The following is a 13,894-nucleotide window of genomic DNA, read 5'->3' on the forward strand; positions in this document are numbered from 1 at the left end:
TGACCTTGATATTGCGGTTCACGCCGCATGCGCGTCCATATATAGATTGTACAAACAGATTCTCTGAGACCACCAAGGAGTCCCCCTCATGCCTCTGTCGCCCGAGCAACTTGCCGAAATCGAAGAGCAGCGCACTCAATCTCAGACCACTTTACGAGCCGTTGCACCGGGTATCGAGGCGCATCTTTACACGGCCAAACCAGTTCTGGATCACGGGTTTGTTCGGGTTATCGACTACATGGGCGACGATGCTGCGATCTGTCAGGCGGCGCGCGTGTCTTATGGTAAAGGCACTAAATCTGTTCAGAACGACGAGGGGCTGATCCGCTATTTGATGCGCCACTGGCATTCGACCCCGTTTGAGATGTGCGAACTAAAGCTGCATGTCAAACTACCGGTTTTTGTGGCGCGTCAGTGGATTCGCCACCGTACCGCCAACGTCAACGAATACTCGGCTCGTTATTCGATCCTGGATCGTGAGTTTTACATTCCCGCCCCCGATCAGATGGCCGCGCAGTCGGTGATCAACAATCAGGGTCGCGGTGAGGCACTGCAAGGGGAAGAGGCCGCGCGGGTTCTTGAGATCCTTAAAGGCGATGCAACTCGGACTTATGATCACTACGAAGAGATGATCAGTCAGGAAGGTCAGCAAGGTCTGGCGCGTGAGCTGGCGCGGATGAACCTGCCCGCCAACATTTATACCCAATGGTACTGGAAGGTGGATTTGCACAATCTGTTCCACTTCCTGCGGTTACGCGCGGATTCTCATGCTCAATACGAAATTCGCGTTTATGCCGAGGCGATCTGTGACATCGTCGCGGATTGGGTGCCGGCGGCCTACAAGGCGTTCGAGGATTATCGCCTGGGCTCGGTCAGCATGTCCGCTCAGATGGTGGACTGCATGCGCCGGATGCTGAAAGGCGAGCACGTGGACCAAGACAATTCGGGTATGTCGGTTCGTGAATGGCGCGAATTCGAGGACGTCATCAAGGCCGACTGAAAGCAGGCATCAAGACACACGAAGGAAACCGATCCCGTAAGCACCTCGGGGTCGAGCAGGGGTGAGGTTTAGGTTTTAGGTGACTGCTCACAAGTATTACGTTGAAAAAGCAACGTGGTTCTCGAGCAGTCTACCGGCAGCCGTACACCTCAGTTCCTGGTAAATGCGCCTCCCCGTAAAGTTCGGGAAGGCGCGTCTTGTGAAATCTTACAATGGCTTTAAATCGGATGCCATCTGGCGTCCGTCGCGTCCATCCTGAAGCTCGAATTCAACCTTTTGGTTGTCCGCGAGGCCCGTCAGACCCGAACGTTCCACAGCGGAAATATGGACAAAAACGTCCTTTCCACCTTCGTCAGGTGCAATAAAGCCGTACCCTTTAGTTGTGTTAAACCATTTCACGGTGCCGGTAGGCATGTCCCGTGTCTCCTTCTACTTTCCACGTTTCCCCTAATTTCTTCGGGGTGCGAGCAGCACAACCGACCGTCAGGCGACCGGCTCATACACGTCAAGGCGGAAGTCTGATGGTGGGTTACACCGCCGACAAGATCGCACGGTCGCTTCAAAAATCAAGCAAAAGGGGGTGAAATTCTGTTGAATGATGGATATTTCAGCACCCAAAGATGGAGAGAAAATGCGACTTTTCGGAATCAAAACTTGCGACACCTGCCGTAAGGCGCTGAAAGAAATAGATAATATAGAATTTGTTGATGTTCGGGTTGATGGCTTGCCCGATGATGTCCGAGATGTGGCATTGACGCAGTTTGGCGACAGTTTGCTCAATACCCGTTCGACAACCTGGCGCGGACTGGATGAGTCGGAGCGCGCGCGCGGACCGGTTGAATTGCTGGCGGATCATCCGACACTGATGAAGCGACCACTGATCGAGGTGGACGGGCAGTTGTACTTGGGCTGGACCGCCGCGACGCGGACAGCTCTGGGTTTGGTCTGAGACAACGGATACAGGAGCGAGACATGCGTGACGCTGCCCTTGTTTTGGGAATTATTGCCGGGTTGATCGGAATGATCGTCGGGTTCTTCAGTTTCGGCTACATTGAAGCCATACAATACTATGGAGAGGTGGACGGTTATTTCGAACAGGTCCAGAATTCAGATTTGATCCAGATCGTCTCGATCATTGCGCCAATGCTGGCGATCGCGGGGGGTGCGATGGCCCGTTCGCGCGCCCTGTGGGGTGGGGTGCTGCTTCTGGTTTCGGCGGGCGGCATGTATTATGCCTTTGGATTCAACGTCTTCACCATGTTCCCGGTTGCTTTCGCGGCCGTTGGTGGCTTGCTGGCCGTTGCCGCGGGTAAACCGGACGAACCCAAGGCGCATTTCTGAGCAAAAAACACCGCCCTCTAGGGGGCGGTGCATGACACTCTTTACTAAAACGGGTTTGGTCAGGTCAGGCGATGGCCGGTTCACCGCGCTTGCGGAACAGAGCGTCGACCGACAAGGCACCGGCACCTTTGAAAACCAGCACGAGCATCAAGAAGGTCCACATTACGCGCTGATCCACCAGATCCGGAGCGCTGTTGAACAGGCTGCCAAGCTTCACACCGTGACCAAAGACATCAACGATGGTCTGCACCCAGATGAAACCAATCAGACCCAACGCGGCCAGGCGCGTGAGCAGGCCAACCAAGATCAGTGTCGGCAAGACAAACTCGGCTACGGTGCCGAAAAAGATCACCACACGCTGAAAGATGTTCATTTGACTTACGTCCCACGAAACCGCTTCGGCGGCTTTCGGAAAGATTTGGCCAAAAGCACCCGCTGACGCCGAAAAGATCGAGCCGTCGATTTTTAGCATTGCCGAGTTCCAATAGTAGAACAGCAAGACGGCAACGAACGTCAATCGGGCCAGGGTAGGCACCATGAAGTCCGACATGCGGTCTAATGAGTTGAGCGCCGATGTGTAGCGCGAGACAAGTGCGTGCATGGCCTTATCCTTTGGTCGTGAGTGTGATGATTGCACCGCCCTGCAATAACAGAGCCAGCGTTGCGCCAAGGTCGAAACCAGGAGAGAGACCTTCAGCAATTTCATGAGCTTCGCCGATAGTCTGGCCCGCCAATAGGGCCTCGATCCAATCAGCGCCGCCTGCAGGCAGGACATGGGGCTCGGGGTCAAACTCGACCCGGGTAATCAGTACATCCTCGGCGACCGACTGCGGCTTTGGGCTACCGTCGACGGTGTTGAAGGTCCAGATGCTGCCAATGGGCCATTGCGAGCGGATAAGGTGCGTCGCGGGCGCAAATTCCAGGGTGGCGCCCATCAGTACCTCGGGCTCGATGGCGAGTTCTTCGGGCGAAATCGGTGTGCTGTCCGCAGCGTGGTAAGAGCGGCGCAAAGCCAGCTCCAATCGGGCGACATCCGGCAAATAGCCCAAATGCGAAAGCTGCTGCATCTCGGCCAGAAACTCGGGAAATGCCTCGCCATAGTGCATCATCAATGGGGAAGAGGGCGGATGTTGACGCAGGAATATCCCTGCCAAACCGTCCATGTTTTGCACCCCGAGCAATTTGGTGATCACCGGGAATGCTTGATGCATCGCTTCAGTCAAAGAAACCGCTACGTTGTTGCGATAAACGTTGAACCGACGACCTGCCGGGCCGTCTTTGGCGTCCAGCAATCCGTCCGGAACGGCCTGTGATGAATCCAGCAAGGCAGCTCGAAATTGGTCCTGGGTAACGTTCATGCGGAAACCTGAGCCAGGGCGGCATGGCCCCGTTCGGCCTCGGCCCTCAGGATGGGCCAATCGGGAACATCTGTGTCCCATTCGATCAACAATGGCTTGGGGCCGGATCGTTCCAGAACATAGTCAAGCAGCGTCCAGACAGGATCGACCACTGCGCATCCATGGCTGTCAATGAGCAATGGCTTGCCGTGATCGTCTTCATCTTCGTCATGACCACCCAGATGAATTTCATCCACCATATCAAGCGGATAGGCGTCAATGTAGCCCTGTGGTGAGAATTCCAGATTGGTGGCAGAAACAAAGACGTTGTTCACATCCAACAGCAGGCCGCACCCGGTGCGCCGCGCCACTTCGCGCAGGAAATCGGGCTCAGACCAGGTGCTTTCGGCAAAGGCCAGATAGCTTGACGGGTTTTCCAGAAGCATTTGCCGACCTACGTGCTCTTGCACCTGGTCAATATGGCTGCAGACCAGGGCCAGGGTGGCATCCGTATAAGGAAGGGGCAACAGATCGTTCAGAAACTCTGCTCCGTGAGTGGACCAAGCCAGGTGTTCCGAGAAACTTGCTGGGTTTAACCAGCCGATCAGTTGCTTGAGCCGATCCAGATGGTCGGCGTCCAGCGGCCCTTCTCCGCCGATGGATAGGCCCACGCCGTGGACCGAAATCGGAAATTGTTCCGACAGATGACGCAACTGCGCCAATGGTCTACCGCCGTCCCCCATGTAGTTTTCCGCGTGAATTTCCAGCCAGCCCACAGGGCCCGCGTTTTCAAGAATGTCAGAAAAATGCTGCGGTTTGTACCCGACCCCAGCCGACAGGGGCAGGTGGTGCGATCTACGGGTATCATCCAGCATAGGCAAACCTCAGGGAAAAGCATGAAAAAGGGGCGGCGGTTTTGCTTACCCGCCCCTGAATTCGTCTTGGGCTTACGCCTTTGCCTTATGCCGGCAGGTCACGCTCTTGTGCGTCCAGCGATCCTTTGCGGGCTGCGCCGTCTGCCTGAGCAGGCAGTTCCATGGTTTCGCAGGAGCCTGCGTCAACCAGGGTCCATGCGTTGCCCTGATAATCGACTGTCGAGGTGCCCGCGCATGTGGTTCCGGGGCCTGCGGCGCAGTCATTTTCACCTGCCAGCGAAACGCCATAGCACTTCTCTTTGGCTTGCGCGCTCACGGTTGTGGTGGTGGCTGCCAGAGCTGCTGCGACTGCGCCTGCTACGGCAAGGGTTTTGACGGTGTTCGACATCTCGGTAAATCCTCTTGGTGATTTCGGTGTGTCTGTTGTTGACACTGACAAGGTAGCCCCTCGTCAGCCGGGTTTGAATTCACGAGCCCGTGTCTCACGCGCCCGTCAGCCCATGTCATGGCAGCGCACCAGTTAATATTATGTTTTTATAAGGGAATTTTTGAAATGTTACAATCCGGCCCTCAATTTGGGGCCGGATTGCGCAGGTTTTTGCGCCGAATGTTACAGAAGATCCGGCGGCGTTGCTTCGGTCGACAGGGCATTTGTTACATCCGCCAGGCTTTCGACACTGGTGCGTTTGTCGCCCAGACGGCGGACGGACACGGTACGCTCCTCGACTTCGCGGTGGCCAACGGCCAGGATGACCGGGACTTTGCCCACCGAATGCTCGCGGACCTTGTAGTTGATCTTTTCGTTGCGGATGTCAGCTTCGGCCCGGACGCCAACCGCGCGCAGGGTCTCAACCACTTCGTTCACATAGTCATCCGCCTCGGATGTGATCGAGGCGACCACGACCTGACGCGGTGCGAGCCAGAACGGCAGCTTGCCAGCGTGCTCCTCGATCAGGATGCCGATGAAACGCTCGAACGAGCCAAGGCAGGCGCGGTGCAGCATGAATGGACGGTGCTTTGATCCGTCTGCCCCGACAAAACTCGCGTCCAGCCGGTCCGGCAGGTTGGGGTCAACCTGCAGGGTGCCGCACTGCCAGTTCCGGCCAATTGCGTCTGTCAGAGTGAATTCCAACTTGGGACCATAAAACGCGCCTTCGCCTTCGAGCAACTCATAGTCGTAGCCTGCTGCCTTGCAGGCATCGCCAAGCGCCTTTTCGACGAAGTCCCAGCTTTCGTCCGAACCGATCCGCTTTTCGGGGCGGGTGGACAGTTTGATGGTCCAGTCATGAAAGCCCAGGTCGGCATAGACCTTGGACAGGAAAGCGATGAACTTGGCGGTCTCGGATTCGATCTGATCCTCGGCACAGAAGATGTGGCCATCGTCCTGAGTGAACCCGCGCACGCGCATGATACCATGCAGCGCGCCCGAGGGTTCGTAGCGTGCACAAGATCCGAACTCGGCCATGCGCAAGGGCAAGTCGCGATATGATTTCAGGCCTTGATTGAACACTTGCACGTGGCAGGGGCAGTTCATCGGCTTCAGAGCGTTGATCGCCTTTTCGCGGGCGTGTTCTTCGTCCACTTCGACGATGAACATGTTTTCCTGGTACTTGTCCCAGTGGCCCGAGGCTTCCCACAGTTTGCGGTCCACGACTTGCGGGGTGTTCACCTCGACGTAGCCGTCACGCTCCTGCATGCGGCGCATGTAGTCCTGCAGGGTGGTGTAGATCTTCCAGCCATTGGGATGCCAGAACACCTGCCCGGGGGCCTCTTCCTGCATGTGATACAGGTTCATCTCGCGGCCCAGCTTGCGGTGGTCGCGTTTGGCGGCCTCTTCCAGCATATGCAGGTGGGCTTTGAGCTTTTCCTTGCCGGTGAAGGCCACGCCATAGATGCGTTGCAGCATCTGGCGGTCGCTGTCGCCACGCCAATAGGCGCCCGCAATGGACATCAGCTTGAAACTGTCGCCCGGCACCTGGCCGGTGTGCTGCAAGTGCGGACCACGGCACAGATCCTGCCAGTCGCCGTGCCAATACATGCGCAGCGGTTCGTCGCCCGGAATGGCGTCGATCAGTTCGACCTTATAGGGTTCGTTGTTTTCGGTGTAGAAATCGATCGCGCGCTGACGGTCCCAGACCTCGGTGGTCACGGCGTCACGCTTGTTGATGATCTCCTTCATCTTCTTCTCGATCGACCCGAGGTCTTCGGGGGTGAACGGCTCGGCGCGGTCAAAGTCGTAATACCAGCCGTTTTCGATGACGGGGCCGATGGTGACTTTGGTGTCGGGCCAGATGTCTTGCACCGCACGCGCCATGATATGCGCCAGATCGTGGCGGATCAGTTCGTTAGCTTGCGCCTCGTCCTTCATGGTGTGAATGGCGATCTGCGCGTCAGCATTGATAGGCCATTGCAGGTCCCAGTGCTGGCCGTCGACAGTGGCCGAGATGGCCTTTTTGCCCAGAGAGGTCGAGATGTCGGAGGCCACCTGGGCAGGGGTTACGCCTGCATCGAAGGATCGTGCATTGCCATCGGGAAAGGTGAGAGAGATTTGGGCCATGATCTGGCTGCTCCTCGTCGGTTTGGCGCCCACAGAACGCCCGGTTGCGGGTTATGGTGTTTCGCTCATTTGGCAGTTGGCAGGAGGTGTGTCAAGGGCGGGAGCGAGGGGCCGGCCCCTCGCGCTCCCCGAGATATTTTTGGCCAGATGAAGGGGGATCTTGGCAATTGCAGCTGGCCGAGTGGCGTGCATGATAGGGGAAACGGGAAAGAGGGCTTTATGGCTGCAACAGAATTTTTGGACACGCCGGACGGGCGACGGGTTGCGTATCACATGAGCGGTGGGCTGGGGCCGACCGTGGTGTTCCTCGGCGGGTTGAAATCGGACATGGAGGGCACCAAGGCGTTGCACCTTGAGGCGTGGTGCCGCGTGCGAGGGCAGGCGTTTTTGCGGTTCGATTATTCCGGACACGGCGAAAGCTCGGGCGTTTTTGACGAGGGCTGCATTGGCGATTGGCACGAGGACACTTTGGCAGCGATTGATGCGCTGACAGATGGGCCGTTGATTGTTGTTGGGTCGTCCATGGGGGGGTGGCAGGCACTGTTGCTGGCGCGTGCCCGATCTGAGCGGATTGCAGGCATGGTCACCGTAGCTGCAGCGCCGGATTTCACCGAAGACGGCTGGTGGGCGGGATTTGACGAGGCGCAGCGCCGGATGCTTGAGGCCGAAGGGCAGGTGGCTTTGCCTTCAGACTATATGGAACCGTATGTTGTGACCAAGCGTATGATCCAGGACGGGCGCAATCGGTTGGTGCTGCGCTCGCCTTTACTGCTGCCGTTCCCTGTGCGCTGCCTGCAAGGCACTGCGGACACTGCTGTTTCGACCGAAACCTCGATCAAACTTCTGGAGCACGCCTCGTGTGATGATATGCGGTTGACGCTGGTTAAGGATGGCGATCATCGGTTTTCCGATGGGCCATGTCTGGGACTGATCGAACAGGCGGTTCTTGACGTGATGGAGGCCGCTGCATGAGGGCGTTTGGTAAACTCCTGGGCCGCGTGCTGCTGGTTCTGGTGGTTCTCGGCGCCGGGTTGTGGATCTTTGGCCCGCGAGAAGAGGTGAACCTGAACCCGGCGTTCGAGCCGCGCAAATTTGGCGAAGGGGTGCAGGTCTACTTCGAAAGCATCGAATCCGGATTTGGTGACATTGTTCCGGGCACCGAAAAACGGGTGATCTGGCAACTTGGTGCCAAAGAGCAACGCACTCCCTATTCGGTTCTCTACATTCACGGCTTTTCTGCCTCGTCCGAAGAAATCCGCCCCGTACCGGATCAGGTTGCAGACGCGCTTGGTGCCAATCTGGTCTATACGCGGCTGCAAGGGCATGGGCGCGGTGGTGACGCGATGGCCGAAGGAACCGCTTCTGGTTGGATGCAGGACACCGCCGAAGGGTTGGCTGCTGCACGGGCCGTGGGCGACAAGGTGATTGTCATCAGCACTTCGACCGGTGGAACGTTGGCGGCTGCAGCAGCGGTGAACCCGGAACTGTCACAAGATGTGGCGGCGATGATCTTTGTCTCTCCGAATTTTGGCGTCAACGACCCGTTGGCCTGGATCCCAGGTTTGCCAGGTGCGCGGCTTTGGTTGCCGCCATTGATGGGCGGCACGCGCAATCCGCCGACGGACAACGCTGACAAGGACACATATTGGAGCACCGATTATTCCTGGGAAGCAATTGTACCGCTGACTGCAATTGTGCAGGCAGTTGCTTCACAGGACTTTGGCACCGCTTCGGTTCCGGCGCTGTTCCGCTTTTCTGACGACGATCAAGTCGTGCGTGCAGACCTCACTCGGACGATTGCAGCGCAATGGGGCGGACAGGCCGAGTTGCAGCCCGTGAACATGGGGGCGGGGGATGATCCATCCTCGCATGTGATCACAGGGGACATCATGTCTCCCGGGCAAACCGAGTTGACCGTGAGCGACATCATGGCCTGGCTCAAATCGCAGGGGATCGAGTGATGGAGCAGCGCGTCAGCCTGATCACCCTAGGTGTGCGAAACCCGGCCCGTGCAGCCGCGTTTTATGAGGCAATGGGTTGGAAACGGGTCGATAGCCCGGATGGTGCCATTGCTTTTGATCTTATTGGTCAAGTTTTGGGCCTGTACCCTCTCGAAGCTTTGGCGGACGAGATGGGGTTGGACGCTGATACCCTGGGGCAGGGGGCGATCACGCTGAGCTACAATTGCCGAACCAAAGGCGAAGTGGCCGAAGTGCTGAAGGCGGCCCAAAACGCGGGTGCAGAGATCCTGAAGCCGGCGCAGGACGTGTTCTGGGGTGGGCATCACGGCTACTTTCGCACGCCCCACGGCACCATTTGGGAGGTCGCCCACAACCCGTTCTCATCCTTGCGCGAGGACGGTGCCTTTTGTTGGAACGGGTACTAGGTATGGACTGGGTTGAGCCGGTTTGTGACTATGTCATGCAACGCTTACCCAAAGACGAGCGCGGTGGGTTCAATGACCAATCCATGACGGCTTGGCAATTTGGCTGCATGCTGCTTGTGGCTTGTGGTTATGCCCAAAAACGACCTTGGGGCGCAGTTGTATCGTCGACATCTCAGCTGCTCGAGCGATTGCCAATTGCAGAAGATGCGGCTGTTGCCGTCTTGGCCGTAGCAGGGCACCGCAATGAAGTTAGCTGGCGACAGATGGATGGAGCGTCAGCACCGCGTCGACCAATTCAAGCGGCAGGAGCAATGTGGACTGTTGTTGCATCTGATCCGCCCAAGGATCTGCCCCCAACCGTCGCTGCGCGCGGCTTATTTGGGTCCGTACGGTTCAGTGAAGAGCTGCAAGAGGTTTTGGAGCTGTTGGGGTTTGTGCGCAAGGGAACATGGACCGAGCAGGCGCATCCCTTGCTATTGCGTAAACAGCCCTCGTCTTGGCGAATGACTGTCCCAGAGGAAGAAGTCTTTCAGGCTGCTCTCCAGACGTGTTTGGAGACGATGCCCCCTGACGTAGAGGAGGCAATCGCGGCAATCGCGCAATCTGCGCCCGAAGTTTGGATCAATCGCCGGGTTGAGGCCCTTTGCACACAACACAAAAAAAGGGCTGTGGAAGCCAAGGGATTTGGGGTGGAGCTGAAGAATCCTGACACTGAAAAAATGCGACACGATTTGCTGGTTGGGTGGCCCGGACTGCAAGTCCATGAGGTCGAGCGCCTTTTCTATGCTCGCTGGCGCTTGTCGCTAGGATGGGACCCCAAGGGCGTCAGTCTGCTCCCCTTGTTCCACGACCGGCTTGCCAATCAGATGGTGCAAGCGATCCTGAGAGAGGTATCATGAGGCGCAAACCCGGAAGTATGTGGAGTCTTGAGACGTTTGGCCGTGTGCGGTTGTCGCAGCATTTCTTCATGCGGGACTTTTTGTATTCCGAGATCGGGAACTTTCATCAAAAGCAGAACCTTCCCGAAAACCCTGATCTGGTGATCGAAACAGGGCGGGCGTTTTGCGAGGCCTTGATGGACCCCCTGGAGGAAACCTTTGGCCGGGTCGCCGTACGCTCAGGCTATCGTTCGCCATCGCTCAATCAGTTCGGTAACGACAACAAGCTCAACTGCGCGCGCAATACGCACCCCTTGGAGTGTCACATCTGGGACCGAGGCGAAGGGGAAGACCGGATCGCGGGCGCCTCGGTGGTGATCCCGTGGTTTGCAGATCAATATGGTCGCGGGCGAGACTGGCGCGATTTGGCATGGTGGATGCATGACCATCTGGACTATTCCGAGATCTGGTTCTTTCCCAAGCTTTGCGCGTTCAACCTGGTCTGGCGGCCCATGCCGCTGCGCCGGATCGACAGCTATATCGCGCCGCGTGGCCGGTTGTTGATTGCAGGAGCCAAGCCGGATGAGCCCTTGGCCGAGCGTCAATCACGCTATGCAGACTTTCCCCCATTCCGCGGCATTCCCTATCCGTGACGTCGCTCTTGCCCGAGCGCTAAAGGTTGGGCATTCTGCCGACAAATCAAATGCATGAGGGCGTGCAGTGAGCCAGTTGACGAACTTTGGTTTTGGACAGGAGAGCGTGTCGTGATTGAACCTCTGGTCCTGTTGCCGGGCATGATGTGTGATGCCCGATTGTATGCGCATCAGCTGCTCAAACTGGGTCGTGATCGCGCGGTCATGGTGGCCCCAATTCATATGGGCGAACGGATCGAAGAGATCGCTTCAGACCTGCTGGATCAACTGCCGCAAAGATTTGCGCTGGCGGGACTCAGCATGGGCGGGATCGTGGCAATGGAAATCTTTCGCCGCGCCCCAGATCGCATTACCCGGTTGTGCCTTATGGACACGGATGCGCAAGCCGACACGCCACAAATTGCCGCCGCGCGCGAACCGATGATCGTCGGCGCCAAGGCCGGGCGATTAGATGAAGTGATGCGCCAGGCGATGCGGCCAGAATTTTTGGCACCCAATTCCAATCGAATGCAAATCCTAGAGCAGGTCTATGCCATGGCGCGGGACATGGGCGAGGATGTATTCGTGCGTCAATCGCGGGCATTGCAGCGGCGGCCGGATCACCAGGGCACGCTGCGCAAGATCAAAGTGCCGACACTGGTTATGTGCGGCGAGCATGATGGGCTGACGCCGGTTAAACGGCATTCCTTCATGGCGGAACTCATCCCAACTGCCGAGCTTCAAGTGATTGAAGGCGCAGGTCATCTTCCAACATTGGAAGCGCCGGATGTCGTCACACATGCGTTAACGCAATGGCTTGAGCGATCCGCCTAATAGCCAACCGCTCCCGCCCGTCGTCGATGTTTCTGGCGAAACATCTCCTCCCGTTGGGCCAGGCTCAGACGGGCTTTGCCCGCCTGAGCCTGGCCCCCCGCCGTCCGCAGGACGCAAGGCCAATGGGCCGCGCAGGAAAGGGATTAGCGGTAAAGTGCGGTGCGCTCGGATTTGGTGATCACGCGCGGCTCAACTGTTGGCGCTCCCGTATTCGCGTCGAAAAACGGGGTCTGCTTCCAGCGTCCTGACAAGCGGGCAACCGCCATTCTTTTGATCAAGGGCCATGCCGCGCGATAGGCGGTTTCGTGTTTCCGGCTACCATCCGCTGCGGGCACGAACCCCTTAGAGACAACTGGCCCTAGACGGCTTGGGTCGTCGAAACGTTTCGCATTCATCCCTGCAAAGGGCGTCTTGGCTGATTTCATCGTGGTGCAGAGCGGTGTATCGCAACAAGCGGCGTACCAGCGAAACATGCCATTCGGGCTGAGCCGGATGGCCGCCAGATTCTCGAATCCGTCGTCGATGATCACCGTATCGGGGCTTAGCTGAAAGATATCGACGGGGCCGGGTGCAGGGTCATGCTGTTGGAAATATAGCTCTCCGGCTCGGCAGTCGGCGCAGTAACAGACTACATGTGTGCCTGCCCGCAGGCCTTCGGCCGTGACATGCCCTTTGAGCGCACCACAGCCGCAGGAAAACCCCAAGGGATCAGTCCCCCGGGTCATGCTCACGCGGCCGTATTCTTATTGGCGGCCTTTGGTGCCGTCTTGCGCGCAGGTGCGCGCTTGGCGTTGGCGTTCATGAAATCGATGACCAGTGGGCGAATGTTGTCACGCCAGCTGCGACCCGCGAAAATGCCATAGTGACCCGCGCCGGGTTCAACGTGGCTTGCCTTTTTGCTGTCTGGCAAGCCGGTGCACAGGTCCAGCGCCGCAATACACTGACCGGGAGCCGAGATGTCGTCGTCGGCACCCTCGACAGTTTTGACCGCAACGTTGGTGATCTTGCCCATGTCGACTTTATGGCCGTTCACGACAAATTCGTTTTTGGCAATCTCGCGCTTCTTGAATACACGATCCACGGTCGACAGGTAAAATTCCGCTGGCATATCCATAACCGCCAGATATTCGTCATAAAAGCGGTTGTGCGCGTCGTGATCTGACGCTTCGTTACGCATCACACGCTGAATTTGGTCCGAGAACGCTTTCGAATGGCGCTCTCCGTTCATCGACATGAAGGATGAAAGTTGTAGCAGGCCGGGATAGACCATGCGGCCTACACCCTTGTATTTGAACCCCACGCGCTGGATCATCGTCTCTTCAAGCTGGCCCATGGTCACGCGCCGACCAAAGTCGGTCACTTCGGTTGGGGTTGCGTCCGGGTCGACAGGTCCACCGATCAACGTCAGCGACAGAGGCTGAGCGTCTGGGTCCTGTTCGGCCAGGTACGCGGTTGCGGCCAACGTCAGCGGGGCAGGCTGGCAGACGGCGATCACATGGGTGTCAGGGCCCATTTCTCGCATGAAATCAACCAGGTACTGGGTATAGTCTTCGACATCGAACTTGCCTGCAGAGACCGGGATGTCACGGGCGTTATGCCAGTCGGTTACATAGACCTCGCAGTTGACGATCAAGCTTTTGACGGTCGAGCGCAACAGGGTCGCATAATGCCCGGACATCGGTGCCACCAGCAAAACCTTGCGGGGCTGTTCTTCGCGTCCGTTCACCTTGAAATGTACCAGATCACCAAAGGGGCGTTCCACGACTGTCGCAATGTCGACCAGGTGGTCTTTGCCATCTTCGCAAGTGAACGTGCGGATGCCCCAATCGGGTTTGACGACCATACGCTGGTATGTACGCTCGGTGACTTCTCCCCAAGCGGCCATCCAATTCAACGCAGGATTTGGCATCATTGAAAAGACCGGGTACGATGCCAGTGAATTTGCCGATGCGCCAAGCCATTGGTTGGTGTTGCGCATGGCTTCCATGAAGTCGTAGGTCATCATATAGCGCATGAATGGGTCTCCTAATTGATAGCACCGAACAGTTCGGACC

General features: G+C 57.5%; 17 protein-coding genes. 9 read left to right on the forward strand and 8 right to left on the reverse strand.

Going from position 1 to position 13,894, the window contains the following annotated elements:
• Positions 1–88 precede the first annotated feature (88 nt).
• Positions 89–1,000, forward strand: a complete 912-nt coding sequence (thyX, locus tag G6R15_RS11300; RefSeq protein WP_164659944.1) for an FAD-dependent thymidylate synthase — start codon at positions 89–91, stop codon at positions 998–1,000.
• A gap of 207 nt (positions 1,001–1,207) precedes the next feature.
• Here thyX and G6R15_RS11305 read toward each other — a convergent pair whose 3' ends face one another.
• Entirely contained in the window at positions 1,208–1,414 is a 207-nt protein-coding gene (locus G6R15_RS11305) for a cold-shock protein (protein ID WP_164659945.1), read from the reverse strand.
• A gap of 217 nt (positions 1,415–1,631) precedes the next feature.
• On the opposite strand from G6R15_RS11305, the gene G6R15_RS11310 reads away from it, so the two are divergent.
• Together G6R15_RS11310 and G6R15_RS11315 are read left to right on the forward strand one after the other, a co-directional pair.
• On the forward strand, positions 1,632–1,949 hold the full coding sequence (locus G6R15_RS11310) for an ArsC/Spx/MgsR family protein (protein WP_164659946.1): 318 nt from the start codon (positions 1,632–1,634) through the stop codon (positions 1,947–1,949).
• A 23-nt stretch (positions 1,950–1,972) separates the two neighbouring features.
• Complete coding sequence (locus tag G6R15_RS11315; protein WP_164659947.1) at positions 1,973–2,341, forward strand: hypothetical protein; 369 nt, start codon at positions 1,973–1,975, stop codon at positions 2,339–2,341.
• A gap of 64 nt (positions 2,342–2,405) precedes the next feature.
• Here G6R15_RS11315 and G6R15_RS11320 read toward each other — a convergent pair whose 3' ends face one another.
• The 5 genes from G6R15_RS11320 to thrS form a co-directional block, all read right to left on the reverse strand.
• Positions 2,406–2,942 (reverse strand): DoxX family protein, encoded by a 537-nt coding sequence (locus G6R15_RS11320; RefSeq protein WP_164659948.1) that lies wholly within the window; start codon positions 2,940–2,942, stop codon positions 2,406–2,408.
• A gap of 4 nt (positions 2,943–2,946) precedes the next feature.
• The gene (locus tag G6R15_RS11325) at positions 2,947–3,699 is read right to left on the reverse strand and encodes a DNA-binding domain-containing protein (RefSeq protein WP_164659949.1); all 753 of its coding nucleotides are present in this window, start codon (positions 3,697–3,699) and stop codon (positions 2,947–2,949) included.
• Positions 3,696–4,553 carry a DUF692 family multinuclear iron-containing protein gene (locus tag G6R15_RS11330; protein ID WP_164659950.1) on the reverse strand — a complete coding sequence of 286 codons (858 nt, stop codon included), beginning with the start codon at positions 4,551–4,553 and terminating at the stop codon, positions 3,696–3,698. Before G6R15_RS11330 ends, G6R15_RS11325 begins: the two co-directional genes overlap by 4 nt.
• 85 nt (positions 4,554–4,638) lie before the next feature.
• Complete coding sequence (locus G6R15_RS11335; RefSeq protein ID WP_164659951.1) at positions 4,639–4,941, reverse strand: DUF2282 domain-containing protein; 303 nt, start codon at positions 4,939–4,941, stop codon at positions 4,639–4,641.
• Between the two features lie 222 nt (positions 4,942–5,163).
• The gene (gene thrS / locus G6R15_RS11340; RefSeq protein ID WP_164659952.1) at positions 5,164–7,110 is read right to left on the reverse strand and encodes a threonine--tRNA ligase; all 1,947 of its coding nucleotides are present in this window, start codon (positions 7,108–7,110) and stop codon (positions 5,164–5,166) included.
• A 219-nt stretch (positions 7,111–7,329) separates the two neighbouring features.
• On the opposite strand from thrS, the gene G6R15_RS11345 reads away from it, so the two are divergent.
• From G6R15_RS11345 to G6R15_RS11370, 6 genes are all read left to right on the forward strand, one after another.
• Positions 7,330–8,082 carry an alpha/beta fold hydrolase gene (locus tag G6R15_RS11345; protein ID WP_164659953.1) on the forward strand — a complete coding sequence of 251 codons (753 nt, stop codon included), beginning with the start codon at positions 7,330–7,332 and terminating at the stop codon, positions 8,080–8,082.
• Positions 8,079–9,071, forward strand: coding sequence for a carboxylesterase (locus tag G6R15_RS11350; protein WP_164659954.1), 993 nt, complete (start codon positions 8,079–8,081; stop codon positions 9,069–9,071). Before G6R15_RS11345 ends, G6R15_RS11350 begins: the two co-directional genes overlap by 4 nt.
• Entirely contained in the window at positions 9,071–9,496 is a 426-nt protein-coding gene (locus tag G6R15_RS11355) for a VOC family protein (protein ID WP_164659955.1), read from the forward strand. The genes G6R15_RS11350 and G6R15_RS11355 overlap by 1 nt, the downstream gene beginning before the upstream one ends.
• 2 nt (positions 9,497–9,498) lie before the next feature.
• Positions 9,499–10,395, forward strand: a complete 897-nt coding sequence (locus tag G6R15_RS11360; RefSeq protein ID WP_164659956.1) for a hypothetical protein — start codon at positions 9,499–9,501, stop codon at positions 10,393–10,395.
• A gap of 17 nt (positions 10,396–10,412) precedes the next feature.
• The gene (locus G6R15_RS11365) at positions 10,413–11,027 is read left to right on the forward strand and encodes a hypothetical protein (RefSeq protein ID WP_164659957.1); all 615 of its coding nucleotides are present in this window, start codon (positions 10,413–10,415) and stop codon (positions 11,025–11,027) included.
• A 111-nt stretch (positions 11,028–11,138) separates the two neighbouring features.
• Positions 11,139–11,840 carry an alpha/beta fold hydrolase gene (locus G6R15_RS11370; protein WP_164659958.1) on the forward strand — a complete coding sequence of 234 codons (702 nt, stop codon included), beginning with the start codon at positions 11,139–11,141 and terminating at the stop codon, positions 11,838–11,840.
• A gap of 143 nt (positions 11,841–11,983) precedes the next feature.
• On the opposite strand, the gene G6R15_RS11375 is transcribed toward G6R15_RS11370, so the two are convergent.
• Both G6R15_RS11375 and phaZ read right to left on the reverse strand, forming a co-directional pair.
• Positions 11,984–12,565, reverse strand: coding sequence for a DUF6151 family protein (locus G6R15_RS11375; protein WP_164660289.1), 582 nt, complete (start codon positions 12,563–12,565; stop codon positions 11,984–11,986).
• A 2-nt stretch (positions 12,566–12,567) separates the two neighbouring features.
• The gene (phaZ, locus tag G6R15_RS11380) at positions 12,568–13,854 is read right to left on the reverse strand and encodes a polyhydroxyalkanoate depolymerase (protein ID WP_164659959.1); all 1,287 of its coding nucleotides are present in this window, start codon (positions 13,852–13,854) and stop codon (positions 12,568–12,570) included.
• Positions 13,855–13,894 lie beyond the last annotated feature (40 nt).

It is taken from the genome of Tropicibacter sp. Alg240-R139 (assembly GCF_900537075.1).
Taxonomy (GTDB): domain Bacteria; phylum Pseudomonadota; class Alphaproteobacteria; order Rhodobacterales; family Rhodobacteraceae; genus Falsiruegeria.